The organism is Sivoneniella epilithica UHCC 1019 (assembly GCF_040830845.1).
Classification (GTDB): domain Bacteria; phylum Cyanobacteriota; class Cyanobacteriia; order Leptolyngbyales; family Leptolyngbyaceae; genus ULC077BIN1.
On record NZ_JBFPDP010000016.1, the window covers coordinates 37,417 to 63,565 of the forward strand.

Annotated in this window: 20 protein-coding genes and 1 tRNA gene; 11 read left to right on the plus strand and 10 right to left on the minus strand. The window is 49.1% G+C overall.

The window, feature by feature from the left end:
* Positions 1 to 290 precede the first annotated feature (290 nt).
* From AB3R30_RS11935 to AB3R30_RS11960, 6 genes are all read left to right on the plus strand, one after another.
* On the plus strand, positions 291 to 3,503 hold the full coding sequence (locus tag AB3R30_RS11935; protein ID WP_458649409.1) for an amino acid permease: 3,213 nt from the start codon (positions 291 to 293) through the stop codon (positions 3,501 to 3,503).
* 263 nt (positions 3,504 to 3,766) lie between these two features.
* The gene (ftsH2, locus tag AB3R30_RS11940) at positions 3,767 to 5,659 is read left to right on the plus strand and encodes an ATP-dependent zinc metalloprotease FtsH2 (protein ID WP_458649410.1); all 1,893 of its coding nucleotides are present in this window, start codon (positions 3,767 to 3,769) and stop codon (positions 5,657 to 5,659) included.
* Positions 5,660 to 5,987: 328 nt separating this feature from the next.
* On the plus strand, positions 5,988 to 7,067 hold the full coding sequence (gene fba, locus AB3R30_RS11945; protein WP_458649411.1) for a class II fructose-bisphosphate aldolase: 1,080 nt from the start codon (positions 5,988 to 5,990) through the stop codon (positions 7,065 to 7,067).
* A 100-nt stretch (positions 7,068 to 7,167) separates the two neighbouring features.
* Positions 7,168 to 9,612 (plus strand): ligase-associated DNA damage response DEXH box helicase, encoded by a 2,445-nt coding sequence (locus AB3R30_RS11950; protein ID WP_458649412.1) that lies wholly within the window; start codon positions 7,168 to 7,170, stop codon positions 9,610 to 9,612.
* Positions 9,609 to 10,325, plus strand: coding sequence for a 2-phosphosulfolactate phosphatase (locus AB3R30_RS11955; protein WP_458649413.1), 717 nt, complete (start codon positions 9,609 to 9,611; stop codon positions 10,323 to 10,325). Before AB3R30_RS11950 ends, AB3R30_RS11955 begins: the two co-directional genes overlap by 4 nt.
* 5 nt (positions 10,326 to 10,330) lie before the next feature.
* Positions 10,331 to 10,690 (plus strand): Spx/MgsR family RNA polymerase-binding regulatory protein, encoded by a 360-nt coding sequence (locus tag AB3R30_RS11960; protein ID WP_458649414.1) that lies wholly within the window; start codon positions 10,331 to 10,333, stop codon positions 10,688 to 10,690.
* A gap of 11 nt (positions 10,691 to 10,701) precedes the next feature.
* Here the strand turns inward: AB3R30_RS11960 and AB3R30_RS11965 are convergent, their stop codons facing one another.
* Positions 10,702 to 11,217, minus strand: a complete 516-nt coding sequence (locus AB3R30_RS11965) for a hypothetical protein (RefSeq protein WP_458649415.1) — start codon at positions 11,215 to 11,217, stop codon at positions 10,702 to 10,704.
* A 272-nt stretch (positions 11,218 to 11,489) separates the two neighbouring features.
* Here AB3R30_RS11965 and AB3R30_RS11970 point away from each other — a divergent pair, with 272 nt between their 5' ends.
* Both AB3R30_RS11970 and AB3R30_RS11975 read left to right on the plus strand, forming a co-directional pair.
* Complete coding sequence (locus AB3R30_RS11970) at positions 11,490 to 11,798, plus strand: 2TM domain-containing protein (RefSeq protein WP_458649416.1); 309 nt, start codon at positions 11,490 to 11,492, stop codon at positions 11,796 to 11,798.
* A 33-nt stretch (positions 11,799 to 11,831) separates the two neighbouring features.
* The gene (locus tag AB3R30_RS11975) at positions 11,832 to 12,128 is read left to right on the plus strand and encodes a DUF3181 family protein (RefSeq protein ID WP_458649417.1); all 297 of its coding nucleotides are present in this window, start codon (positions 11,832 to 11,834) and stop codon (positions 12,126 to 12,128) included.
* 8 nt (positions 12,129 to 12,136) lie between these two features.
* Here AB3R30_RS11975 and murJ read toward each other — a convergent pair whose 3' ends face one another.
* On the minus strand, positions 12,137 to 13,813 hold the full coding sequence (gene murJ / locus AB3R30_RS11980) for a murein biosynthesis integral membrane protein MurJ (protein WP_458649418.1): 1,677 nt from the start codon (positions 13,811 to 13,813) through the stop codon (positions 12,137 to 12,139).
* Positions 13,814 to 14,030: 217 nt separating this feature from the next.
* Between murJ and AB3R30_RS11985 the strand changes: the two genes are divergently transcribed.
* Entirely contained in the window at positions 14,031 to 14,600 is a 570-nt protein-coding gene (locus AB3R30_RS11985) for a DUF2721 domain-containing protein (protein WP_458649419.1), read from the plus strand.
* Between the two features lie 152 nt (positions 14,601 to 14,752).
* Here AB3R30_RS11985 and AB3R30_RS11990 read toward each other — a convergent pair whose 3' ends face one another.
* The 4 genes from AB3R30_RS11990 to AB3R30_RS12005 form a co-directional block, all read right to left on the minus strand.
* The gene (locus tag AB3R30_RS11990) at positions 14,753 to 16,456 is read right to left on the minus strand and encodes a serine/threonine protein kinase (RefSeq protein WP_458649420.1); all 1,704 of its coding nucleotides are present in this window, start codon (positions 16,454 to 16,456) and stop codon (positions 14,753 to 14,755) included.
* A gap of 241 nt (positions 16,457 to 16,697) precedes the next feature.
* Positions 16,698 to 18,800 (minus strand): protein kinase domain-containing protein, encoded by a 2,103-nt coding sequence (locus AB3R30_RS11995; RefSeq protein ID WP_458649421.1) that lies wholly within the window; start codon positions 18,798 to 18,800, stop codon positions 16,698 to 16,700.
* A 66-nt stretch (positions 18,801 to 18,866) separates the two neighbouring features.
* Positions 18,867 to 19,967, minus strand: coding sequence for a low-complexity tail membrane protein (locus tag AB3R30_RS12000; RefSeq protein ID WP_458649422.1), 1,101 nt, complete (start codon positions 19,965 to 19,967; stop codon positions 18,867 to 18,869).
* Positions 19,968 to 20,138: 171 nt separating this feature from the next.
* Entirely contained in the window at positions 20,139 to 20,372 is a 234-nt protein-coding gene (locus tag AB3R30_RS12005) for a hypothetical protein (protein WP_458649423.1), read from the minus strand.
* Between the two features lie 179 nt (positions 20,373 to 20,551).
* Between AB3R30_RS12005 and thrC the strand changes: the two genes are divergently transcribed.
* Together thrC and AB3R30_RS12015 are read left to right on the plus strand one after the other, a co-directional pair.
* Positions 20,552 to 21,706, plus strand: coding sequence for a threonine synthase (gene thrC, locus AB3R30_RS12010; protein ID WP_458649424.1), 1,155 nt, complete (start codon positions 20,552 to 20,554; stop codon positions 21,704 to 21,706).
* A 92-nt stretch (positions 21,707 to 21,798) separates the two neighbouring features.
* Positions 21,799 to 22,737: a serine hydrolase gene (locus AB3R30_RS12015; RefSeq protein ID WP_458649425.1), complete on the plus strand. Its 939-nt coding sequence runs from the start codon at positions 21,799 to 21,801 to the stop codon at positions 22,735 to 22,737.
* Positions 22,738 to 22,878: 141 nt separating this feature from the next.
* Here the strand turns inward: AB3R30_RS12015 and AB3R30_RS12020 are convergent, their stop codons facing one another.
* The 4 genes from AB3R30_RS12020 to AB3R30_RS12035 form a co-directional block, all read right to left on the minus strand.
* Positions 22,879 to 24,207, minus strand: a complete 1,329-nt coding sequence (locus AB3R30_RS12020; protein ID WP_458649426.1) for an ABC transporter substrate-binding protein — start codon at positions 24,205 to 24,207, stop codon at positions 22,879 to 22,881.
* Positions 24,208 to 24,398: 191 nt separating this feature from the next.
* Positions 24,399 to 24,490: transfer RNA gene (locus AB3R30_RS12025), tRNA-Ser, on the minus strand.
* A gap of 123 nt (positions 24,491 to 24,613) precedes the next feature.
* Complete coding sequence (gene mraY / locus AB3R30_RS12030; protein WP_458649427.1) at positions 24,614 to 25,726, minus strand: phospho-N-acetylmuramoyl-pentapeptide-transferase; 1,113 nt, start codon at positions 25,724 to 25,726, stop codon at positions 24,614 to 24,616.
* Between the two features lie 118 nt (positions 25,727 to 25,844).
* Positions 25,845 to 26,084, minus strand: a complete 240-nt coding sequence (locus AB3R30_RS12035) for a DUF3134 domain-containing protein (protein ID WP_458649428.1) — start codon at positions 26,082 to 26,084, stop codon at positions 25,845 to 25,847.
* Between the last annotated feature and the right edge of the window lie 65 nt (positions 26,085 to 26,149).

A 26,149-nucleotide genomic window follows, 5' to 3' on the forward strand; every position in this document is an offset into this window, starting at 1 on the left:
TCAATTGCAAGTTTATCCCGCCACAAAATTAATTTCGTGGCTCATAGCAAAAGTCTTCTAAAGAAGACTGGGAAAAGGGTTGAGTCCATTTCAATGGACTTGAGATATTAGCCCAGAATTCATTCCAGGGCGATTGCTGCGATAGGTGCAAGATGTGAGATAACCAAACCCAATAATTCTGCAAATCTATAAATCAGCTTGGCATAACTCATTTTTCCTCTAATCGTGAACTAAAAAATGGCACAGGGAACAATAGAATATCCTCTTTGATACATTAAGTATTCCTACCGATGACTAATGGTTCTAAGATCCTGAATTTATCGTCCCTGCCTCGCCTCTCTCGCAGCCTCAGCGCCTTGGAAACTTGGGGATTTGGGCTAAGTGGCTTGTTGCTCTGGTTGGGAACCGCTCCCGCGATGCATGTTGATCTGAAAACTCAGGCAATTTGGGTGTGGATACCCGGTGCGATTGTGGGTGTGCTGCTTAACCTGCAAGTTCGGCATTTAGGAACGCAGTGGCAGGATATGTCGGGTGGAACGCCTAATTACACCACTCGTTTGCTGAAAAATCAGTCGAGTTTGGCAACCTATGTGGCGATCGGCTATTGGTTGGGCTGGGTATCAGTCCCCGCGATTAACGCAATCATTTTGGCGGATTTGATTAAAGCGAACTTAGAACCCCTCGGTATTGTCTGTCCAGAACTGCTGCTTAAAATTGGGTTCACTCTACTTCCGTTTATTGTTGCCTTTAGCGGCACCCGTGCCCTTGGAATTTTGCATCTGTTTTTTATTGTGCCGGCGATCGGGTTTTTGCTGGCTTTCTGTTTGCAGGGACTAGGCTGGCTGGCGCTCTCGCCTCAAAGTCCTGGCTTTTTTCCGCCCCAGTCTATGCCCTCTCAACCCTTGGTTACACTCTCATTTTCTAAATGGGCGAAGTGGTTTTTTATGGCGGTGTATGCGGTCTATGGCTGTGAAACCGCTTCTTCTTTTGTGGCAGACAGCCGCAAGCCGATCGCCACCTTAAAAAGCCTTTCGTTTGCAGCGATTTTGTTGCCGATTGTTTATGTGGGCGGCTCCTGGGTAATAGCGCGCTTAGCCAACGCCTCTGACACCAATGCTTTTACGGAAATGGTGATTGCTGCAACGCCTTTTTGGGGCGGCTTGGCTCCGGTGTTGATCACCTTTTTAATTGCCTCCGGCTGTCTGTTGAGTTCTGCTACTGCCGTATCCAATGCTCCTAGAGTGCTGTATCAACTGGCGTTGGATGGCTACTTGGCACCAGTTTTTGGCGTGGTGTCGCGGCGGGGAGTATTGGGACCGAGCCTTGCGGTGACGGGTTTGTTAAGTCTACTTTGTTTGGCTTGGGGCGATGTGACGCGGGTGGTGATGATTACGGGCACTAGCTACCTGGCTTCTATGATTGGCATTCATTGGGGCATGTGGGTTCGTCGTCATCGCCCGGAAGCGTTGTGGTCGCGTTGGTCGCTAGGATTTTGTCTCGTAGAACTTGTGGTGCTTGTAGTGGGGGGGTTGGCGTGGAGTTGGCAGGACTGGCTAATCGGATTAATGTTGCCGATCGCTGTGCTGTTTGCCAATGCCGCGATCGCCCATAGCCGAGTCATGGTCTTTCAAGCTGGCTGGTGGCTGCACCGCTATCAAGCGCCTCCAGTCAAAATTTCTGACTTGATGTTGGTGCAAGTCTGCGTGTTGATTTTTCTAGTGTGTGGAGCCACGGTGATTGGCTGGGGAACCCGCGCCCTGCTAGATGGATTTGCCCTCAACAATCATGCCAACTTATTTGTGGTGCTGCTGCTGGCGATCGCCTTTGTGGGAGTAGCGATCGCCTGTTGGACAAGTTTGCCCCAAGTTGCCGCTGTTGTAGAAGCACGAGAAGCAGCAGAACATTTGTTTAACGTGGTGCAAGATGCGATCGTCGTCGTAGATGAATCGGGTATCATTCAGCGCACCAACCCCGCTGTTAGAACCGTATTTGGCAAAGAAAAATCCCTCAAAGGGCAACGCCTCAACCATTACCTTTCAGAACTACCCGAACATCCCCCAGAGTGGCAAAAACGTAGTGAACAACCCTTTCAAAAAGGCGACAGTCTCAAAATCCTAGAGGTATCCATTTCTGCCCATCTGATTCACGATTTCCGAGAGTATGTTGTCATTTTGCGAGACATCACTGAGCGCAAACAAGCAGAAACCCAGATGCGAGAATCCCAGCAAAAATTATCGCTGCTCGTTCAACAAAGCCCAATTGGGGTGATTGAACGCAATCTCGCGTTTCAAGTCACTGCCTGGAATCCGGCTGCCACCAAAATTTTTGGCTATGAGGCGGCAGAAATTATTGGACATACAACATGTAGCTTTATCGTGCCAGAGTCTCTCCAAGAACGAGTTCACCAGACGCTCCAAACCTTAGTGACCCAAAAGCACACAATTTACAACACCAATAGCAATCTCACCAAAGAGGGGCAAACTATTATCTGCGAATGGCACAACACGCCCTTGGTTGATTCCTCTGGCGACGTGATTGGCATGGCATCTTTGGTTATGGAAGTGACGGAGCGAGAACAGGCGGAAGCTCAATTGCGCCAGCAAAAACAAGAATTGGAACAGACGTTACAAACTCTGCGATCGACTCAGGCAAAACTGGTGCAAAGCGAGAAGATGTCTAGTTTAGGTCAACTGGTGGCAGGGGTTGCCCACGAAATTAATAACCCTGTGAATTTCATTTATGGCAATTTGAGTCATGCCAATGAATATTCCCAAGATTTGCTCAATTTGCTTCAGCTTTACCAGCAAGAGTATCCCAACCCTAGTGCGCCTATTCATGACTTAACCGATGATATTGATTTAGATTTTTTGAGGGAAGATTTACCCAAGCTGCTGCATTCGATGAAAGTGGGAGCCGATCGCATCCGTCAGATTGTGGTGTCATTGCGAAACTTCTCCCGCATGGATGAAGCCGACATGAAAACCGTTGATATTCACGACGGCATCGATAGCACCTTAATGATTTTGCAAAATCGGATCAAAGCGCGGGGCGATCATCCCGGTATTCAGGTGATCAAAGACTATAGCGCCCTTCCCCTAGTAGACTGCTATGCCGGACAGTTAAACCAGGTATTTATGAATATTTTGAGCAACGGCATTGATGCGTTGGATGACGCGATCGCAAAAAATTATCAAGCACCCAACCAAGATTCAGACTTTGTTCCAACCATTCACATCACCACCGAGACTCACTCAGCCGAACTCATCAGCATTCGCATTGCGAACAATGGACCTGTCATTCCTGAAAGAATCCAACAGCGACTATTTGAACCATTTTTCACCACAAAACCCGTTGGCAAAGGCACTGGTTTAGGGCTTTCCATCAGTTACGACATCATCACCGATAAGCACGGCGGACAGCTATCCTGCCATTCTTCCTTAGAAACGGGAACCGAGTTTGCCATTGAAATTCCCAAGCGACAAGCCGTCTACAACGCAACGTGAGCAGCAAAAATGAGGCAAAATATAGCCCTCACGATGAGAGAAGCAGTTGATCCTTTAATGAAAAATAAGTTAAATTTAGTTAACAATTCGAGTTCAACGGTAACAGAGTAGTCTGTTGTTTATTGATTAAGCGATCCTAGTAATAGACATTGCCGACAATAGGTAGAGTGAGTTTAAGGCAGTGGGTGCGGCTCTCATGTTGGTGGATAGATATGCTGTTATGGGTAGCGGTTGGTTACGGCTGTAGTTAAAGGGCGCGATTTATGAAATTTTCTTGGAGAACGGCTCTACTGTGGACATTACCAGCTTTGATAGTTGGTTTTTTCTTGTGGCAGAGTTCGTTTGCAACTCCCCCGGCAAGCATGAATAACAAGAATACGGCAAGTACCCGGATGACCTATGGGCGTTTCCTGGAATATTTGGATGCGTCACGGGTGGTCAGTGTTGATTTGTATGATGAGGGTCGCACGGCGATTATAGAAGCAGTAGATTCAGAACTAGACAACCGGATACAACGGTTACGGGTTGATTTACCTGGAAACTCGCCGGAATTAGTTTCTCGCTTAAGAAAAGAAAACATCAACTTAGATGTTCATCCGACTCGCAACGATGGCACTGCCATTTGGAGCTTGTTGGGTAACCTAATTTTCCCAGTACTGCTGATCGGGGGTTTGTTTTTTCTGTTTCGTCGCTCCGGAAATGTGCCCGGTGGTCCAGGTCAGGCAATGAGCTTTGGGAAGTCGAAGGCTCGTTTTCAAATGGACGCTAAAACTGGGGTCATGTTTGATGATGTAGCGGGCATTGAAGAAGCGAAAGAAGAATTGCAAGAGGTGGTTACCTTCCTCAAAAAACCAGAGCGTTTCACCGCAGTTGGCGCAAAAATTCCGAAGGGTGTTTTACTGATCGGTCCTCCTGGAACTGGTAAAACATTACTTGCAAAAGCGATCGCAGGGGAAGCGGGAGTTCCGTTCTTCAGCATCTCTGGCTCGGAATTTGTGGAAATGTTTGTGGGCGTGGGTGCTTCTCGCGTTCGCGACTTGTTTAAGAAAGCGAAAGAAAACGCTCCTTGCATTGTGTTCATTGATGAAATTGATGCGGTCGGTCGGCAACGGGGTGCAGGCATTGGCGGCGGCAACGATGAACGGGAGCAAACCCTCAACCAATTACTCACCGAAATGGATGGGTTTGAAGGCAACACTGGGGTGATCATCATCGCAGCAACCAACCGTCCGGATGTATTGGATTCTGCACTGCTGCGACCAGGTCGATTTGACCGCCAAATCCAGGTGGATGTGCCCGATATTAAGGGGCGGTTAGAGGTGCTAGAAGTTCACGCTCGTGACAAGAAAATCGCAGATGAGGTTTCGTTGGATGCGATCGCCCGTCGCACTCCGGGGTTCTCTGGGGCTGACTTGGCAAACCTGTTGAATGAAGCCGCTATCCTTACTGCTCGTCGCCGCAAGGATGCCGTCACGATGTTGGAAATTGATGATGCCGTCGATCGCGTCATTGCCGGAATGGAAGGCGTGCCTTTGACCGATGGCAAGAGCAAACGACTGATTGGTTATCACGAAATTGGTCATGCCATCATTGGCACTTTGGTAAAAGGACACGATCCGGTTCAAAAAGTCACCTTGGTTCCCCGGGGTCAAGCGCGGGGTTTAACCTGGTTCTCGCCCAGCGATGAGCAAAGCTTGATTTCCAGAGCGCAGATCTTGGCGCGGATCACGGGTGCTTTGGGTGGTCGTGCCGCCGAGGAAGTGGTGTTTGGCGATTCAGAAATTACCACAGGCGCAGGCAACGACTTACAGCAGGTCACGTCTATGGCGCGTCAGATGGTTACCCGCTTCGGCATGTCTGATTTGGGTCCGCTTTCCCTAGAAAGCCAGTCTGGTGAGGTGTTTTTGGGACGAGATTTGATGACGCGATCGGAATATTCTGAAGAAATTTCGTCGCGGATTGATGCTCAAGTGCGTTCCATTGTTGAACATTGCTACAACGATGCGCGACGGATTGTGCGAGAAAATCGCATCGTCGTCGATCGCTTGGTGGATTTGCTAATCGAAAAAGAAACCATTGATGGCGACGAGTTCCGTCAAATCGTTGCTGAGTATACAGATATACCTGAGAAAGAGCAGTACACTCCAGTAATGTAATCTCGAAACTCTCAGTAAGTAGACGAACGGGGATGACGGCACATCATCCCCGTTTTTATTTGGCTTTTTTTATTTGGCTTTATAGAACGCTCTATCGACCCATATGGAATGACTCAATATTTTCTGAGAATTGTTTCCTGGTCTAGCAACATTTCCGGAATTAAATTATAGGAAATTGGCAGATAAGTAAATTTAATAGTTATTTTTGCTTAATTAGAGTGTCAGATATGAGAGATGAGTCTTTCGATGCGGTGAAAAGTGTCTTAAGATTATCGTAACGTTTGAGCTTTTCTAAGAAGCTGACCCCAACCACCCAGGAGGACTTTCTATGGCGCTCGTACCAATGCGGCTATTGCTGGATCATGCGGCTGAAAATGGCTACGGCATTCCTGCCTTTAACGTGAACAACATGGAGCAGATCCAGGCAATTATGCAGGCTGCTGCCGAAACCGATAGCCCTGTAATTCTACAAGCCTCTCGCGGCGCTCGTAAGTACGCTGGCGAAAACTTCCTCCGTCACCTGATTTTGGCTGCGGTGGAAACTTACCCCCACATTCCCATCGTGATGCACCAAGATCATGGGAATGAGCCTGCCACTTGCTACACAGCCATCAAAAATGGCTTTACTAGCGTCATGATGGATGGCTCCCTGGAAGCGGATGCCAAAACACCCGCTAGCTTTGAGTACAACGTCAACACTACGGCTGAAGTCGTTAAGGTGGCTCATGCGATCGGCGCTTCTGTGGAAGGTGAACTAGGCTGCCTAGGTTCTTTGGAAACGGGCATGGGCGAAGCGGAAGATGGACATGGCGCGGAAGGTGTGCTGTCTCATGACCAACTTTTGACCGATCCTGATGAAGCGGTTGAGTTTGTGACTCGGAGCCAAGTGGATGCTTTGGCAGTCGCGATCGGCACCAGCCACGGCGCATACAAATTTACTCGCAAACCAACGGGCGAAATTTTGGCAATCAGCCGGATTGAAGAAATTCATAGTCGTTTGCCAAACACTCACTTGGTCATGCACGGCTCTTCTTCCGTTCCTGAAGATTTGCTGGCGCTGATTAACCAAAACGGTGGCGCAATTCCTGAAACCTATGGTGTACCTGTGGAAGAAATCCAAAAGGGCATTAAAAGCGGTGTGCGTAAAGTGAACATTGATACCGATAACCGCTTGGCGATCACGGCGGCTGTACGGGAAGCACTGTTTGCAAATCCCAAGGAATTTGATCCCCGTCATTTCCTGAAGCCATCGATTCAGTACATGCAAAAAGTATGTGCCGATCGCTACCGTGAGTTTTGGGCAGCCGGTAACGCTAGCAAGATCAAACAGGTGGGTGTTGAAATCTACGCGGTTAAGTATGCCAAAGGTGAGCTAATCGCCAAGGCAAAGACAGCAGTCGGCGTGTAGCTTAGTGATTTGAGCGTGTGATTCAAACTGAATACTCGCCAAAGTGCCGGGTAGTGTTAAGCTATCCGGTTTTTGCATTCAAAGAGTTGTAAAACACCCTATGGCTTCAAGAAAAGCACAAACCGCTGATGAACACCTACAGCCTATCTGTAGCTGGTTTGCAAAACAAGGCTGGGAACCTTTAGCGTTTCAGCAAGAAACCTGGCAGGCATATTTGGCAGGGCGTAGCGGCTTGATTCAAGTACCTACTGGGTCTGGCAAAACCTACGCGGCAGTGATGGGCGCGCTCGCCGACAGACTAGCAAACCCAGAACCAGGGCTGCGATTACTTTACCTCACCCCGCTACGAGCATTGTCTCGCGACATTGAACAGTCCATTCAGCGCCCGATCGCCGAGATGGGCTGGAACCTGCGGGTAGAATCTCGCACGGGCGATACCAGTTCTGCCAAAAAGACTCGCCAACTCAAGAACTTGCCCGAAATCTTGATTACCACGCCCGAATCTTTGGCGCTGATGCTGTCCTATGCTGGGGCAAAAGAGTTTTTCAAATCTCTGCGCGGCATCATTTTAGATGAGTGGCATGAGTTGCTCAGTTCTAAGCGCGGCACCCAGACCGAGCTATGTCTTTCTTTCTTACGTAGTGTGCGCCCCGATTTACAAACCTGGGCAATTTCAGCAACGCTAGGCAACGTGGAAGAAGCGGCACAGGTGGCGGTGGGCGTAGATGTTGAGCCTATGATTATCCGCACCAATCTTCAGCGCCCAACCGTGATCAAAAGCATCTTGCCAGACTCGATCGATACCTTTCCCTGGGCAGGACATTTAGGTTTGCACCTATTTGAGGAATTGGTGGAGGCGCTGGATATTGGGCGATCGACGCTGATTTTTACCAACACGCGATCGCAGGCTGAGCGTTGGTATCAGGCGGTTTTGTTTGCCATGCCGAATCACGCCGATCAGATTGCGCTGCATCACGGTTCCATTGCAATCAAAGAGCGGGAGTCGATCGAGGCTGGGGTCAAAGCCGGAATCATTAAATGGGTCGTCTGTACCTCTTCTCTTGATTTAGGCGTAGATTTTCAGCCTGTGGAGCGCGTGGTGCAGATTGGCAGTGCCAAAAATCTGGCGCGATTGTTGCAGCGGGCGGGGCGATCGCAGCATGTCCCGCAAGGCACCTCCGAGATTTTCTTTTTGCCCACCAATGCCCTAGAACTGCTGGAGATTTCTGCGTTTCGGAATGGATTAGCGGCTGGGGCTATCGAGTCTCGCCGTCCGCTGAGCAAGCCTTACGATGTGCTGATCCAGCATCTCGTGACTCTCGCTTGCGGAGAAGGGTTCAAGCCAAACGAGATTTTTAACACGGTCAAAAAAACCGCTTCCTACGCCACACTGACTCAAACAGAATTTGATTGGATGCTGGAATTTATCGAGCAGGGCGGCAAATCGTTAAGCGCCTATCCCCGCTACAAAAAGGTGATTCAAACAGATGGCGTTTACAAGGTTGCCAATGCTCAGATTGCGCGGATGCACCGGATGGGCATTGGTACGATTACGTCAAATCAGGCGATCGCAGTTCGATACTTAAACCAAAGCAAAATCGGCACCGTTGAGGAAAGCTTCGTTTCCAAACTGCAACCTGGTGATGTCTTTTTCTTTGCAGGGAAGCAACTGGAATTCTTTCAAATCAAAGACATGATTGTTTATGTGAAATCGGCAAAGAAAAAGTCAACCATTACGCCAACTTGGGCAGGCGGAAATTTGGCAATTTCTGATTCCCTCAGCCATCATTTACGGCAAGAAATTGAGCAAAGCCGCACAAATCCTACCGTAAATGCTGAGCTAACTTGCCTGCAACCAATCCTTTCTGCTCAAGAGCATATTTCTCATCTGCCGTCCTCAAATGAGCTACTGATTGAATGCTGCAAAACTCGCGAAGGACAGCACCTCTATGTGTTTCCGTTTGAAGGGCGGTTTGTTCATGAAGGACTGGGCTTTTTGTGGGGCTATCGCTTTGCCCATCAACACCCAGCAACCTTTACCATTTCTGTAAATGACTATGGCTTTGAAATTTTGGCTCCTAAAGATTACCCGTTTCAGAAATTGTTTTCTCACGAATTCTTTAGTCAAGAGTCACTGTATAAAGACATTAAAGCGGGGCTGAATCTTTCAGAATTAACCGGGCGCAAGTTTCGCGGCATTGCTCAAGTGGCAGGCTTGGTGTTTAAGGGCTATCCTTCTTCCAAAAAAACCTCTAGCCAACTGCAAGTCAGTTCATCGCTGCTCTATGAGGTGTTTACCAAATATGAGCCAGATAATTTGTTGCTCAAACAAGCCGAAAATGAAGTGCTGGCAGATCAGTTAGACGTGCATCGATTAGCCAAAACCCTCGATCGCCTGTCTCATCTGGCGATCGCGTGGCACAACACCAAACGCCCGTCCCCATTCGCCTTTCCGCTGCTAGTCGAACGGCTCAATTCTCGTATGTCCAACGAAAGCTTGCTCGATCGCATCGAACGAATGAAACAGCAGTGGAACACCAAATGATGTTTGATCAAGCTGAGTTTGATTTGCGCTGCGAGTGGGGTGAACCGGGTGTTGCCCAACTGTCTGCAATTAGCGATGTGGTCGTAATTGTGGACGTGCTTTCGTTTTCTACCTCGGTGGAAATTGCCACTTACAGGGGCGCAACGGTGTTTCCCTATCGCTGGTGTGATCAATCGGCGGCTACCTACGCCAAGTCGATCAATGCTGAATTAGCAGAACGTGACCGCGCTTCCAAATATTCTCTCTCTCCTACTTCACTCCTGCAAATTGTGGCTGGAACTCGGCTGGTTTTGCCCTCACCCAACGGCTCCATGCTGTCATTGGGCACCCAAAAAACGCCAACCTTGGCAGGCTGTTTGCGAAACTATGGGGCGATCGCTCGATCGGCTCAACGGGTTGGCTGCAAGATTGCCGTGATTCCTGCGGGTGAACGATGGCACGATGGCAGTCTGCGTCCGGCGTGGGAAGATTGGGTCGGTGCAGGTGCTATTCTCAGTCAGTTAAGCGGTTCCTGTTCCCCAGAGGCAGAAGCGGCGATCGCGCTGTTTCACCACGTCAAGGACACCATCAAAACTAAAATAAGACAGTGCAGTTCCGGCAAAGAATTAATCGCCAGAGGGTTTGCCAATGATGTTGCGATCTCCAGTGATTTGAACGTGAGTGACTGCATCCCCTGGTTAACAGATGGAGCCTATATCAATACAAGAGATTAGAAACTATGTCTATTCAAGTTTATGGAATTCCCAACTGTGGCACTTGCAAAAAAGCCTTTACCTGGCTGAAGAATCAGGGTGTGGAATACGAATTTATTGACACCAAAGAACAGCCGCCTAATCAAGAAACGATTCAAGCATGGGTTGAAGCGTTGGGAGTTAAACCGATGCGGAATACGTCGGGGCAATCCTATCGATCGCTGGGTGCTGAAAAAGATAGCTGGACAGAAGATCAATGGGTCGCTGCCTTTGCCAAAGATGCAATGCTGCTCAAACGTCCGCTCTTTGTGAAGGATGGCGCAGCAGTATTGGTGGGTTTTCGAGATCAAGAGGTCGTGATTCGCCAGAAATTAGGGATCGCTTAACATCAGCAAGTTTAATGGGGGCTGAGGGCGGAATAATAGCTCAACACTTCCTGTCCCCAGCGAACGAGTTTTTCGGAACCTTCCATCATCAGCAAGTATCGCCCCTGCCGAAGGTGATGACGATAGACGCTGGCGGTTGATCCTTCCCCCACCATGCCAAAGATCGCGCCAATTATGCCCCCGCAAACACCGCTGAGCAGCCCAAATGCTGGCAAAATTAAGGGCAGATCATGATGCAAATCCTTAAACAGGGCGATCGCTAAGCCAATTAGTACACCTACGCCTGCGGCTGCGATCGCGGTCATCACAACCTTACGAATCACAATTTTGAAAGGATTGATTAACCCAACCCGATCAGGGCTGCTATACCCTTGACCGACAATGGCTAAATGTTCTGGTGAGATGCCGTGACAATGCAGCAGCCGATAGGCTTGAAACACCATTCCTTCATCGGGGAAAACCACAATGATTAAGTGAGAAGAACGATGCCCCAACGCGGATTTCCGAAAAAATCGTAAGATGGACACAAGAAATAGGGTGGTGTGAGGGTGAATTAAAGCGACCTGCTTGCATTCTAACCTCACTTATTACTCGGTCGGGGTATCTATAGAGGTCATTTAAAGATCTCTTAGCATCCCAGGTCAATATCGATGCTAAACACTCATAAAGCTATTTGGATTGTCGCGAATTCAATTATTTGCCTCCGTATCCAAAACTTCTACCTAATGATTGTCATTATTTCTGCTCGTTATTCGGTACTTTAGAAGAAGCATGGAATTAATTTTTATCACTCAACGTTATGCCTCCTCGTTGGTCTCGTAAGCCCGATCGCAAAGATCCGGAATTTCGCCGTTTAGACGATCGGATGAATTTTGCTACTCATGTGGCAGCATTTGGCGCAATTAATTCAGGGCTATGGTTTTTCCGAATTTTTGGTGAAAAAACATCTGAACTGGCGCTACCGGGTGGGGTGCCGGGGACTCCCTGGATTACGGCTGTCTGGGCGTTGGCATTGTTAGCGCATGGCGTGTTTATTTTTGCGATCGCCCAATATCCCGACCCAACCCCACCCACAAAATCGGGAACGGGCTTTGGTCGTAGTTCATGACCGTATTTACTGTTCTTTTTTAAGGAGTGCGCTATGGCTAGTCAAGCGATCGATGCTCTTGCCGCTGAGATTGGGGAAAATGTTTATATTGATGTGGCGAAGTGGCATCTTTATCTTTCCAACGCCCATCTGCATACCGTTCTAGCAGAGCAGCTTTATCCACTGTTAGCAAACAATGAGCTTTCAGAAGACAAGGTGCTAAAACTGCTGCAAGGAATTCCAGTCAAGCTCGGCGGCGGCAAGCGAGAAGTTCCCTTGGCTGATTTGCTGCCCATGCAGTGCCAAGTTAATTTGATGGATTTGCTAGAAGAATTTCAGCGGAAGATGTAAACGAGGGATTATTGACTTCTACCTCGACCCAACTTTTGGCGGATGCGATCGCCAAACTGATTCACTTCCGGTAAGCGCAGTTGCAGGGCAAGTCCAATGTAGACGATCAGTCCGGCTGCTCCGGCGATGCAGAGTTGGGCAAGCAGAATCAATAGCCCAGAGGTGCCCCAAAGCGACTCTAACCCTTGGAGAGTGCCCCAAGCGGTAAGACCCGCGATCGCGCTAGCTGCTATGAGTCCGGCGATCGGGGTCATCCATTCTCTCAGGGGCAACCCATGCAATCGTCGATTCAGAATCCACAGCATCGCACCCATAGAGACAATGTTGACTCCCACAGTTGCCAAAACTAAACCGGGGGCACCAAACAGATTAATCAGCAAGAAGCATAAAAGTGCGTTGAGAAAAATATTGACAACGCTGATGCGAAAGGGCGTATCGCCATCGCCTAATCCATAGAAAACTCGTACCAATACATCTCGTCCCAAATAAAAGAACATGCCGACTGAGTAAGCAATCAGAATCGAAGCAGTCAAGTAAGAGGCTTCCAAATCAAAGGCATACCGTTCGTAGACAATTCGCACGATTGGCAATGCTAACACCACCATCAACGCGCTCAGCGGCAACATGGCGATCGCGGTCATCATCAACCCTTGACGAATCCATTGCTTTAGTTCAGCCCAGTTTTCGGGATCTGATAGCCGGGAAAACACGGGCATTAGTGGCACTAAAATCATGTTGGATAAAATCCCCAGGGGAGTCATTGCCAGCAAACCCGCATAGCCCATCGCCGAAACCGCCGCTTCTGCATTCGGCAGAAAAGACGCAAAGAACATACTCGTCCACACGTTAATTTGCAGCATTCCAGAAGAGAAGGTAGCAGGACCCATAATCTTGAGGACATCCTGCACTTCGGGGCGGCGAAAATCAAACCGGGGGCGAAATCCGCCCAGCCCCTCTTTCCACTGCACCGGAAGTTGCACCAACCACTGCAACAATGCCCCCGCCACAGTTGACCAAGCGAGAACGGCTGCGCCTATTACCGCATACTCAGGTGAGGTGATCTGCGCTCCTAGCATCCAGGCAAGCCCACCCAGCCCAATCAGCACCGTCACGCTCGACAGCAAGGGGCTAATAGAAGGAAGCCAGTAGATATCAGCGGCGTTGAGGGTGCCAAAGCCAATACCAATCAGCCCTGCTAGCATCGCCATTGGAGCCATAATTTTGAACTGCTGGATGGCAAGTTCGCGGGTTAGGACTAAATTTTGATAGCCAGCAGGCGTGACCCCTCTTGCAGCAGCTTGTTCGGCGGTGGCAAACAATCCTGGCGCGACGAGATGCATCAACGGATCGGCAAAAATCACTAATCCTATCGTGACAAGCAGCAGCAACCCAACCACGAGGGTCGTAATTGACTCGACGATGGGCGCAATTTCTTCCCGCTTACGTTTGGAAACGGCGCTGACGATCGCGCTATGGAATGGACCATTAATGCCGCCCAGCAAAATCAGCAGAAAACCAGGGATAATATAGGCAAAATTATAGGCACCTGCCACCACTCCCGCACCAAAGGCAGCGGCGATCGCCTGCTGACGCAACAAACCCACCACCTTACTAATGATCGTGGCGATCGCCACAATTCCGGCAATGCCTGCGAGAGAGCGAGTGGGCTTTTTAGAATCGGTCACACAAATACAATAGGAAAGAGCATCCCCTATTTAAGCGTGAATTGAGGCGCACTTGCAGATCAGCGGAGAATAGAGGATAGAATAGAGCGTTAGTACTATATTGGGGTATTGTATTTTTAAGTGTTCTATTCCTTTAAAGATCTTTGTTTTCTGAGCGCGATCGCGTAGGATAACGACCATCCAACTTGTTTTGTCACCTGACCTACTAGGAAACGCCATGAGCGTCGAGCAAACCACTCAATTGATCCAGTTAATTCTCAATTCCGTATTGATGAGTGTTGCTTGCGCTGTGGTGTTGTGTGGTTTAACAGAGCGTCATGCTGCGATCGGCGATCGCTTGGAAGATATTCAGCCAGAGGATCGGCTAAACACTACTCTTGATATAATCCGCAATCATCCCATTAGGAGACGGCAATTGCGCCGATTGCAACAGCGCTATAGCATCAGTCGCTATAGTGTTTTAACTGCGTATTACGCCCTACTGTTTTCCGGCTTAAGCTGTTTCGCTTTGGCTCTGCGGGGCATTTTAGACTGGAACTGGCTGATCTCAGTCGCCCTTGGAGTTTTTGTATTTGGCATTGCTGCCCTACTGGTTGCCATTGGCTTGACGCTAATTGAGATTCACCTCAGCGATTCTGTAAAATCAATTTCCATGAAGGATCGCCCTCCACTGGGTGAAGCCAGCAATATAGAATATTTAGGAAACCCGCCGCGTATTCGTGCATCCTCTCGTCGCCCTGCCAAAAAATCGTTGAATGCACTGGGTCAACGGGTCAAACTGGGATAGTAGGATTTTTCGGCATTGCTGAATCTGGGGATGAAATTGATAGGGGCAATCCCTTGTGGCTGCCCTCTATCTTCGGCAGGGTAGGCACAAGACTTACCCCTACAGTCAAAAATCATACTTGCATTCAGCAACGCCGATCTTTTCCCTTTAATTTAAGGCTTGAGGTTTCTCAGTTCTTCTTGAGCGATCGCATACCATACTTGCCCAAAGGTTTTGGGACTCAAAGTTTTACCTTTCTGATCAGGAAACAGATCACCAAACCGCTTATTCACCAGCACATTCAACTCCCGCGCATTCAGGCTAGCCCCGTTTCCTGGAGCCAGCCACTTGTCATAGTCCGATCGCTGATAGGTGCCAAGCTTACCGCGCACTTCTGGGCTAAGCGATTCTAGCTTGCTGAGGAGATCTGTTCCCATGCTTGCCCATTCATTTTGGAGATCCAGTTGGCTAGAGTCTTCACTGATTTGTTTTCCCTTCAAGTCGGGATGCTTAGTATAGAAAACCTCATCGGTCAAACCTATGACAAACTGAAAATCTACCCCCAACTGCTTTTGGCGGTCTTTAAGTGAATCCAAGCTGGCTTTTTCAGGAGAACTAGAGTCGCGAGTGGGCTGAGTCGAATGGGTAGACCCTTTTGGAACAGCGCTGCTAGCATTTGTGGCGGGAGTTTTTGGAGGCAATGGCTGGGTTTGTACCCAATTAAGGGTGCGAAGAGAAACCGCGATCGCCAACACTGCCACACCACCCACCAGTAAAGCAGAAGCTCGCAAGTCTTCGGTCAATTGCTTTCCTTTCGACTTTTTGCGATAGGGATTGGGCGACTTCAAAGACTGAGGCGACTCAGCAGCGCGAAAAGAGGGCGGTGATGCTGAACGAGCAAACGGCAAATCGCTAGCTGGAGCCGAGGCAGGAAATTGGGGAGCAGTGGGCATTCCCCAGCCTTGCAGCGGAGATTGGAGCGATCGCTGAGGCATAGGTGCCACGGTTGCCGCCGGGAATGATTGACTAGAATGAATAATGGCGGTGGCGATCGGCTCTAATGCCCTAGCCACTTGAACGGCTGACCCAAAGCGCTTTTGTGGATTGGCATGAAGCATTTGCTTCAAGATGCGCGCAAAATCGGGCTGCAAATCAACCTCAGCATCCCAATCTAAAGTTCGGGTGCGGCGGTTGTATAGCTCCTGCGGTTCTTTGCCTGTCAGCAGGGCGATCGCGGTTGCCGCTAAAGAATACAAATCCGCACTGGGAGAAGGTTTGCCGCCGTTATGGAATTCTGGTGCTTCATAGCCGTCGCCGATCACCCCATCAGACGGCAAGGGATGCAGGTGTAACTGGATCACGAGTTGCTTAACCAGCCCAAAATCCATCAAAACAGGCAGTTGATCGTGATGCCGCAAGATCAGGCTGTGGGGCGAAATATTTTGATGAATCAGCCCGGAACGATGGAGATAGGTGAAAACGGGCAGCGATCGCAGCATCAACTGCATCACTTCTGCTTGAGAAAAGCTTTGCCCTTCTGCTTGGCGCTCGGTCAACAGTGCCCCATAGCTTTTGCCGACAATATAATCTCGCACCAAGTAGAGCCGATTTCCTTGAGCAAATAGAATGTTGAAGCGAGGAATTTGAGGATGCTGTAATTCATAGAGAATCGCGGCTGATTGATGAAAAGACTGCCGCCGCATTTCTAGCAAATCAGGGTTTTGATCAGGGGGTACAAACTCTTTGACAATGCACCGTTCCTCAAAGCGCTTTTGATCTTGCGCGAGATAAGTTAAGCCAAAATGTCCTTGTCCCGCTAAGCCTGCAATGCAGTAGCGGTTAAACAGAAGGCTTCCAGGGGGCAAGGGATCGTGCATAAATCAGCCAATAGGTCATGGTCATCAATCCATGAATAGCAAAAGTATAGGACATATGTACTAAAGTGTCAGTACACTCTAGCAGATTTTTGACGCATTATGGCAATGGATGAATCGGTTAATACCGTTTTGAGTTTTGAGTTTTGAGTTTTGAGTTTTGAGTTTTGAGTTTTGAGTTTTGAGTTTTGAGTTTTGAGTTTTGATTAGCGCAGACTTTTACAAGAATTCTGCGGGAGGTGGCTCAATTTTCTGGAACTGCACTTGGGTTTACAGTCATATCCTCGGCGGCGGCTAGATCGAGCGTGTAGCTCACTGAATTTTGGCTGTCTGAGGCGATCGTGATTTCATAAAGTCCGGTGTCTGGCAATTTACCTGACCAATTTGTATTGGCAGAATCTTCTAATAGAGCATCGGTTTTGCTGCTGGGCGGATACACCGAAAGCCGGGTAGACCCTGCTGCCTGAAGCTTTAATTGCAGCGCTTGGTTTTGGGTAAAATTGGCGAGGTAGGCTTTGCTTTGCCCTGGCTTTAATGTGCCGTTGACTTGATGGCTAAATTGGTCGGCGGGAAACTCGATTCGCTCCAATGCATCCCCCGATCGCAGCGCCTGCAATTTATCCACCGCGATCGCTTGCCACACTTGACCCATCGGTTGACTTAAGAGGTTTCCTTGGCGCGACACCGTGGGAAACCAATGAAAAAACTGAGCATCGGTTAAATCATTTAAAGCACGACTACTGAGGTTTAGCTGTGCGGCGGCGGCTTGGCGATCGCGCACGTCTCCGTCGGTGTATTGCCCTAACCGCGATCGCGCCTCTGAACTCAACCCTTGCAGCTGCTCTAAATATTGCAGTGCTAACTGATCCCATTGCGTTCTCAACTGGGCATCTGCGGCACCCATCCCCAGCTTTTGACCCTTCAATTCGGGATATTGAGTATAAAACGCTTGATTGACCAAGTTGACCAAAAAGGGACTATCAATGCCCAACTGTTCCCGTTCCTTTTGGATCTGCTGTTTGCGGGACTGCTCTGATTTGGAAAAATCGGGTGATTGAGTTTGGGCGATTGCTTTGACGGGTGGCTTTACTTGATTTCCAGTAGAACGGATAATCTCTGGTAGTTTCGATCGCAATGCGGGGGCAAGCCATTTCACTCCAGCCCACCAGCCGACTCCCACCATGGCGATCAATAGTGCCAATCCAGCAAGCGATCGCCCCACACCAGATTGCTTTCTAACAGTAGGCTTGGCAGCGGATTTTGGCGTATTGGGCTGGGCGGCGGGTAACACTGGACTGGTTTGGGCACGGGCAGGAGACACAACCCGCGTTGCCGGATCGGGGGTGAAGGCGGGGATAGATTTATGAGGCTGACCGCTCGGTTGAAATTCGATCTCCTTTCCCAATGCCTGCATCACTTCCGGGGCGGATTGATAGCGCCGACCGGGATAAGGGTCAAGCATTTTGGTCAGCACGTTGGTGAAACTGGGGCTAAGCTTAAGCGATCGCTGCCAACGAGTGCGATCGCCTTTGGCTGTAAACAATGCTTGGGGTTCTTGCCCGGTTAGCAATACTAAACTGGTAACCGCCAATGCATACAAGTCGCTGTGAGGATGCACTTCGCCATGGTCTAGCTGTTCTGCCGGAGCATAGCCAACTTTGCCTAAGCGAGTAATCGATCCAGGCTGCACCACCGGAACCGCCACGCGCTGGCTAATCGATGCCACTCTTGCGGCAACCTGTTTCACGCCGCCGTAATCAATCAAAACAGGTAGGCGATCGCTTTGGCGCAAAATTAAGTTGTCAGGAGAAATATCGCGGTGAATCACTCCAAACGTGTGAATATAATCCAGCACGGGCAGAAGCTGAAGTAAAAGCTCCGTGATTTCTGCTTCTGAAAAGCTCTGTCCTTGCGGTTGGCGAGTTTGCAAAATCTCTTGGTAGGTTTGCCCTTCCACATAATCTTGCACCAGAAATAGGCGATCGCGTCCCTGCCACTCAGCCCGAAACAATTCTCGAAACCGAGGAATTTGAGGATGTTGAAGTTGATACAGCGTTCCAGCTTCCCGCGCAAACAGTTCTTCTGCCTTTTGGAGGGCGGCTTCACCTTCTACTTGGGGCGCAAACTCTTTTAAGACGCACGGCTCGTTAAACCGATTGGAATCTTGCGCGAGATAAGTCCGCCCAAAACCACCCTGTCCCAGTTCGCTTAATACTTGATAACGCCACCCCAAAAGCTCTCTTGCCTTTGGTTCTTGAGAGGCTTGCACGGGCAACGGCTCACCACAGATACGACAAAATCGACTATCTGCTGCATTGAAGTGGTTTTGGCTACAGGAAAATGTCATAGATCGGCACGGGCGCAATGAAAGCAGTAGCTAGACAGCAGCGCATCGCCGCATCTAAAGGCAATATTATCCAAGAGAATCTGAAGTCGTTTCAGGTTCCTCAGATTCAATCTCAATTACAGAGCTTTCGGCTGAGGATACTTTATCTACGGACTGCTGATCTATTCTAGCGATCGCCCTTAAGTCTTCAGATGGGGCTTGTTCCACTTCACTGTCTGATTCTGTGACTGTATTCACTTCTGGCAGATCGACGACTTCAGTACTGATATCGGCGATCGCTTCGACTGTTGTTTCAGCTTCGATTTCAAGTGCTTCGATCGCTTCGACTGTTGTTTCAGCTTCGATTTCAAGTGCTTCCTGTTCAACAACCAGTTCTTCCAGTGCGATACCATTCACTTCACTGATTGCCTCGGTTGATTCTTCTACGACGCTTTCGGCTGCTACCAATTCTAAAGTCGGAGATGGGGTAACCTCTTCAATCGGGGGCACCACATCGTCCGCCCAAAGATCGACTGCTTCCACTGCTGACTCAGATTTAGTAGGACTGGGGATCACGGGTGACGCGATCGCCCGATTCTCCAAAAATTCGGGCAAAAGCTGACTAACTGGCAATCCTAGGGATGTAAAGTGTTGAGAAATCTGCTCTAGTGGATACGGTTCAGTGCTGGCAAACGCAGCGTCGCTGGTTAGCATGACGCTGGCAACACTGATCGGCACCTGAAGAAATAAGTTGCACCCTAAAAACGCGATCGCGGCGACCAACAAGCCCAGCCCACGCGATTCGAGCGAAAACGGGACTGCGGCGGCTCCAATAGGCGCGAAAATATAAAGTTGCCGCAGCACGATCGCGAACGAGACAGCGACCGCAACTGCCAACAACCGATTTTGGGGTGATTTGAATCGGGTCAGCAGTTGCCGCTGGGAGAGCGTTAATTTTTCGGGCTTGAGCGCGATCGCTAACAGACTAAAAATGTAAAATGGGCGCTGCCACTGCATCCATAAAATCGGTGCAATGCCTGAGATCGCGACGAACGCTAACTCTAGCCAAACTGGAAAAATGGGATCTCCCACTGCCAGCCCTAGAAAACATAGCTCTAGCCAGATTGGTAAGGCAGCTAAGCCAGCCAAGTGAATCCAAAGATAAGGGTCAGACCAAAAAGAGCGCATAGCGATAATGGGACAGATCGACATTATGCCCAAGTATAGAACTTGCCTGCCCTTTCCCTAATTAAATTGGCAATCAAGAGATCTAACCTCTATAGGGGCACTGCTCATGGGTCACTTTAACCTCAGAGGACAGCGTAATACCGACCCCTACAGACGGTTTGCTAGCTAGAGCTAAATTGAAGAATCCCGTTGTCCTTTTAAGGCTTGTAGTTGTCCTAAAAGAGAATCAGTTTCTGCTTGAAGATGGAGAAACTTTGCTTGCTGATCCACTTGGTATAGGCTCTTCATCACTTTTAAAAGCCGAGCCTGATACTCTGCGTCAGCAGGTTCATGGCTAACAGGTGGCTCACAAACCGCGATCGCCGAATTGTTCATATCGACAGAATTATCAGTCATTAACATCATGACTACTCTAGTTATTTGTACTCATCAACACCGTGTTAATCATCTTAACCCAAACTTTACAAAAAGATAGCAGACGCAACATGAGTTTTGCTAGAAATTTGGTTTGAAAGATTGTTGAGATTGGCTGAAGTAACGATGTAATCGAGGTAAGCTTAGGATTCAAACAAACTATATTTAGTTTGTCATTCCTTTACCGCGATCGCCGCATTACTTCAGTGACTTTGAGTTTTTCTGTTGGTTCCTACCCTTCTACCGAATCTCACACCGCCACTCAGCCCGGAGGATGGCGCGGACTGATTGAAATGTATCGTCCCTTTTTGCCTGTGACTGAGCAAACCCCAGTAGTCACCTTGCGAGAAGGCAATACGCCCTTGATTCCTGCCCCCGCGATCGCTGCCGAAATTGGTCGGCAAGTGCAGGTGTGGGTAAAATATGATGGCTTAAACCCCACGGGTAGCTTCAAAGACCGGGGAATGACCATGGCAATCTCGAAGGCAAAAGAAGCCGGAGCAAAAGCGGTGATTTGCGCTAGTACTGGTAACACGTCTGCGGCAGCGGCAGCTTACGCTCGTCGGGCAGGAATCCGAGCTTTTGTGGTGATCCCTGACGGATACGTGGCATTGGGTAAGCTGAGTCAAGCGCTGATTTATGGGGCTGAAGTTCTATCGATTAAGGGAAACTTTGACCAAGCGTTGAAAATTGTTCGAGAGATGTCTGAACAGTATCCCGTGACGCTGGTGAACTCGGTCAATCCCTATCGGTTAGAAGGACAAAAGACGGCTGCCTTTGAAATTGTGGATGTGTTAGGCGATGCACCGGATTGGCTCTGTATTCCAGTAGGCAACGCGGGTAATATCTCTGCCTACTGGATGGGTTTTTGTCAATATCATCAAGCCGATCGCTGCACCCAACTTCCTCGCATGATGGGCTTCCAAGCTGCCGGAGCCGCACCGCTGATTTCTGGGCAGCCTGTGGAAAATCCAGAAACCTTGGCAACTGCAATCCGAATTGGCAACCCAGCAAATTGGAAAAAAGCGATCGCCGTTCGGGATGCTAGCCAAGGCGCTTTCAATGCCGTCACCGATGAGGAAATTCTTGCTGCTTACCGCCTGCTGGCATCCCAAGAAGGCATTTTCTGTGAACCCGCCAGCGCTGCCTCTGTTGCAGGATTGCTGAAGGTAAAAGACCAGGTGCCCACGGGCGCTACAGTGGTCTGTGTACTGACCGGTAACGGGTTGAAAGATCCCGATGCCGCGATCGCTCACAGCAATAATCCTTTAAAACAATGCATTGAGCCAGATATCGAAGCTGTCGCGATCGCTATGGGATTTTAAAGTTGCAATCGGTAAGCAACAATAGGATGTGTTAGGCACTAGCCATAACGCATCAATCCTAGAAAATGAAGTTGATGCGATGAGTTATGGGCATGTTTTTTCATAAGGATGAACATTTAGAAGAAATTAGCGATCGCATCCTAGAAACAACCTGGGAAGCATTTCCAACACTGGCGCAAAACCAAATTGCGCTGACCTGGCTGGTGTATGACCTGCCTGCCCCAATCAATACTGGAGGCGCACTCACCCCAGAAGAGTTTTGGAAATATTCACCCCGTGGCTACAGCTATCGCGGTGTGGAGACAATTTATCCAGCCAGCGTGGTTAAGTTATTTTATCTAGTGGCGATCCACGAATGGCTAGAGCGGGGGATGACTCAGCCTTCAGCCGAACTCGATCGCGCCATTCGCGACATGATTGTCGATTCCAGCAATGATGCCACTGGCTTGATTGTAGACGTGTTGACAGGAACCACCAGCGGACCAGAGCTAACTCCAGGACCCTTTAACGCATGGCAGCAGCAGCGCCATTTAATCAATCGCTACTTTCAATCTTTTGGCTGGGAAGAATTAAACACCATCAATGTCTGCCAAAAAACCTGGTGCGATGGACCCTATGGGCGGGAACGCGCTTTTTATGGCGAGATCATGGAAAACCGCAACCTGCTCACCACGATCGCCACAGCCCGATTGCTCCACAGTATTGTGGGCGGCGTAGCAGTATCTGCGGCGCGATCGCAGGCGATGTTGACCTTACTCCGGCGATCGCTGCACCCCGACGATCTGCTGGCAGACCCAGAGAATCAGGTAACAGGATTTTTAGGGGCTGGATTGCCGCTCAACGCTGGCATTTATTCCAAGGCAGGATTGATGAGCCGCGTTCGTCATGATGCCGCTTATATTGAACTACCCGACTGCACTCCTTACTTACTCGTGGTATTTACAGAGGGCAAAGAACACAGCGGTAATGAAGCGATTCTTCCCTTTGTCTCCAGTCAAGTAGCTGAGGCAATGCGATCGCTGTCTGTATAAAGAATTTCTAGAAAACAAAATACCTGTACGGGCAGGTTTAGCAAAGAATTATCGGCTGATAGCAAGGACTTTGACGAAACCTGCCCCAAGCATAAGGGAATATTTTTTCTTGGAAATCGCCTAAGGTCTACCCGCACCCGATTACTGAGGCTTCACTTTGCCTATGGTTTTGAGTGTGCCATCGGCTTCCACCCGCCACACATCGTATACGCCAACGACATCGCCATTTTCGTCTACATCCACGTTGCCGCTAGCCCCTTGATAGTTAATATCCTTGCCTTCCTTCAGCAGTTTCAAACCTTCGCAGACATCAGACACCTCTACCCCCGGCGCATTAGCAACCTCACGCAGCTTACTTTTAATGCCTTCACCAGTGTTTGTTTTAGCAGCTTGAGCAGAAAGTGCGAGTAGTGCTGCTGCATCCCAAGCTTGGGCAGCATATTCCACGGGAGGCTTGTTGAATTTTGCTTGCCACAGCGTGACGAACTGCTCTAAGGCTTTGCCATCAGCACCGGGCACAGTGCCCAAAGCTCCAGTCAAAATAAATTTACCATCGCTGGTTTTGCCAACTTGCTCTGGAAACTGTTCTGATTTCGACCCGTCGGTCAGCAAAATTTGTACGTCTTTGCTTAAACCTTGCTCGTAAGCGGTTTTAAGCAGCAGAGCGCCCGTTTCAGCGTAGGCGATCGCGGCGACTGCTTCCGGTTTGCTGCCAAAGGTTGCCTGCACTTCCGTTTCAAAAGTGGTGGCTTTAGGATCGTAACGGGTGGGCTTGGCTTCGTTCGTAATAGTGCCGCCTAGTTTTTTGAATGCCAGCACAAATTCTTTCTCAAAACCCACGCCATAATCATTGTTGATCACGACTGTGGCAACTTTTTTAACCCCTTTGTCAAACGCTAATTTTGCGAGTGCTTGGGCTTGGTAGGTGTCGGGTGGTGCGGTGCGCGCCCAAAATCCTTGAAAGTCGCCTTTCTTAGCACGCTCGGTAAATATGGGGCTAGTGCTGCCCGGAGAGATTAGCATGACCTTGTTGCGAACTGCGATCGGTGCGGCAGCAGAAGAGACCCCACTGGCAAAAGAACCTACGACACCAGCCACTTTATCGACTTCCGCTAGCTTCGTCATGCCATCTGCGCCAGCGGTAGGGTCGGTTTGATCATCGGTGTTAGGCACCAGGGCGATCGCGGCTCCATTCACACCGCCACACTGATTCACCTTGTCTACAAGGAGAGGAACCGCTGCCAACATAGGTTGACCTACGGAAGATAAATCTCCTGTGGCAGGGAGCAGAGATCCAATTTTTAAGGCTCCGGCTGCTGGAGATTGCGCCGTGGTCGAGCTAGTTTGGGAGCCAGAGGGAGGGGTGCTTTGCTCTTGGCAGGCAGCCATGATCATGCCAGCAGCCAAGATTATTGTTGCGATCCAGGCTTTGCGAAGATTGAAGCGATGTGTTGATGCCAATTTACTCATTGCAGTGCCAAATTTCTCAGGATTCCACGTCCATTCAGAATATCGAGAAATGGATGATTTTTTCTAAAAATTATCAAAAAGACTAAAAGTGGTTGAATATTCCTGCGTATAGGGTAAAAACAGGAAAGGCAACCTATTAAAGATCGCCCTTCATTACCCTAAATTCAGCTAACCAACATGCAGTCAATAAACGGAGAGAGAGGGATTCGAACCCTCGGTACGGTCTTACGATTCGTACAACAGATTAGCAATCTGCCGCTTTCGACCACTCAGCCATCTCTCCAACTGTCGAGAAACAATAATAGCAGATTTTAATCTCAGAATTTAGAGGAGATGAATGTTTTAAACGAAAAAGGAGCGCGATCGCCGATTCTCCTTTTCGCCAGCTTATTTCCTCTTAAAACCATCAAAAAATTGTCAATGTTAAACAGGCTAGCAAGCCGCCGATCAGATAAAAGATGCCCACAATGTTCGTTTCCGCCCAACCTGAAAGCTCCAAATGGTTATGATATGGCGACATTTTGAACAAGCGTTTGCCAACCCCATCCGATCCTTTGGTTGCTTTAAAGTAACTTACCTGGGCGATCACCGACAGAGTTTCTACGAGAAACAAGCCACCCAAAATGAACAGCGCTAGCAAATTTCCGCTCAGAATCGCCACGGCTGCCAAAGCGCCACCCAACGCCAACGACCCTGTATCACCCATGAAGACATGCGCCGGGTTACGGTTGTGGGCTAAAAATCCTAAACAAGCCCCACCGAGGCAAGCGCAAAACATCATTAAGTCGGGAGTAGCAGACACCAGCGCGCCCAATGCTAAAGCAGCGATCGCCACGGTTCCTGCGGCTAGACCATCCAGACCATCGGTCAAATTTGTTGCGTTACTTTCTGCAACGAGGGCAAACCAACCGAGCGGAACCATGAGTAACCCCAACGGTAGCAAATTGCCAAAAGGTAGAATCAAAGTCGCAACACTAGCAGGTTGAGTCAGGACGACCCACAAACAAAATGCCCCACCAAAGCCAATTTGCAGGGCTAGCTTCAGCCGGGGAGAAATTCCCTTGTTGGATTGGTGTCGAATGATTTGCCAATCATCTAGCCAGCCGATGAAGGCATAGGAAAGCGTCAGCGCCACCACAGCGACCACAGTAGGTGAAAACTCTGACCAGGCAAGGGCTGCCAACAACGCCACTGGAATAAAAAAGATGCCGCCCATCGTTGGAGTTCCGGCTTTCTTCAGGTGAGACTGAGGTCCATCTTCACGGATGCTTTGTCCGGCTTTGATTGCCTGGAGCATTGGCACGGCTGAAAATCCCAGGGCTGCGGTTGCCAAAGCGCAAATCCATAATGGCAAGGTTAAGGACTGAATTTGAAAGGGCGATCGCCCTGCCACCCAATCTAAATACAACGCCGCTATACTCAAACTGGCTGTTAGCGTCCCTAACAATAGCGTTCCCGATAGTCGAAAAAGGGGTCTATAAAAGACTTTGGCATCCACAAGCGTTTCACTCCACACCACACACTATGTACCGTTTGACAGGACTAAAAGCTTTATAAGTAGCTGCTTTTAGGATCAAAAACTCACACCGATTCAAAGATTTCTGAATCTAAGGATGACTTGAATTGAAATTCAAGGGTTAATCATCCAATTCCAGTTCTTCGTCGTCATCATCATCAAAATCATTCGTATTGTCATCGCCTGCCATCAATGCATTAATTTCCTCTTCGTTGTCCCCATAATCAAAGTCAGTGCTTTCACGAGCTAGTAGGCGACCGCTGGCTTCGAGCCAACCCAAAATTGAAGAAGATTGTCGTTGAGGTAAAACCCGTGCCCGTTGACTCCGAGGTTCTTCATGCAGAGAAGGATTGTAAATCATACGCTCGTTTGTTCTAAAAAATCGCTGTCAGTATACTGAAGACTAAGGAACACTGAATCTAGCAA

What these genes read in the sequence shown, in the direction of transcription:
- AB3R30_RS11935 (WP_458649409.1), top strand. Translation starts at nt 291, where the DNA reads ATGACTAATGGTTCTAAGATCCTGAATTTATCGTCCCTGCCTCGCCTC.
- ftsH2 (WP_458649410.1), top strand. Translation starts at nt 3,767, where the DNA reads ATGAAATTTTCTTGGAGAACGGCTCTACTGTGGACATTACCAGCTTTG.
- fba (WP_458649411.1), top strand. Translation starts at nt 5,988, where the DNA reads ATGGCGCTCGTACCAATGCGGCTATTGCTGGATCATGCGGCTGAAAAT.
- AB3R30_RS11950 (WP_458649412.1), top strand. Translation starts at nt 7,168, where the DNA reads ATGGCTTCAAGAAAAGCACAAACCGCTGATGAACACCTACAGCCTATC.
- AB3R30_RS11955 (WP_458649413.1), top strand. Translation starts at nt 9,609, where the DNA reads ATGATGTTTGATCAAGCTGAGTTTGATTTGCGCTGCGAGTGGGGTGAA.
- AB3R30_RS11960 (WP_458649414.1), top strand. Translation starts at nt 10,331, where the DNA reads ATGTCTATTCAAGTTTATGGAATTCCCAACTGTGGCACTTGCAAAAAA.
- AB3R30_RS11970 (WP_458649416.1), top strand. Translation starts at nt 11,490, where the DNA reads ATGCCTCCTCGTTGGTCTCGTAAGCCCGATCGCAAAGATCCGGAATTT.
- AB3R30_RS11975 (WP_458649417.1), top strand. Translation starts at nt 11,832, where the DNA reads ATGGCTAGTCAAGCGATCGATGCTCTTGCCGCTGAGATTGGGGAAAAT.
- AB3R30_RS11985 (WP_458649419.1), top strand. Translation starts at nt 14,031, where the DNA reads ATGAGCGTCGAGCAAACCACTCAATTGATCCAGTTAATTCTCAATTCC.
- AB3R30_RS11990 (WP_458649420.1), bottom strand. Translation starts at nt 16,456, where the DNA reads ATGCACGATCCCTTGCCCCCTGGAAGCCTTCTGTTTAACCGCTACTGC.
- AB3R30_RS11995 (WP_458649421.1), bottom strand. Translation starts at nt 18,800, where the DNA reads ATGACATTTTCCTGTAGCCAAAACCACTTCAATGCAGCAGATAGTCGA.
- AB3R30_RS12000 (WP_458649422.1), bottom strand. Translation starts at nt 19,967, where the DNA reads ATGCGCTCTTTTTGGTCTGACCCTTATCTTTGGATTCACTTGGCTGGC.
- AB3R30_RS12005 (WP_458649423.1), bottom strand. Translation starts at nt 20,372, where the DNA reads ATGATGTTAATGACTGATAATTCTGTCGATATGAACAATTCGGCGATC.
- AB3R30_RS12015 (WP_458649425.1), top strand. Translation starts at nt 21,799, where the DNA reads ATGTTTTTTCATAAGGATGAACATTTAGAAGAAATTAGCGATCGCATC.
- AB3R30_RS12020 (WP_458649426.1), bottom strand. Translation starts at nt 24,207, where the DNA reads ATGAGTAAATTGGCATCAACACATCGCTTCAATCTTCGCAAAGCCTGG.
- AB3R30_RS12035 (WP_458649428.1), bottom strand. Translation starts at nt 26,084, where the DNA reads ATGATTTACAATCCTTCTCTGCATGAAGAACCTCGGAGTCAACGGGCA.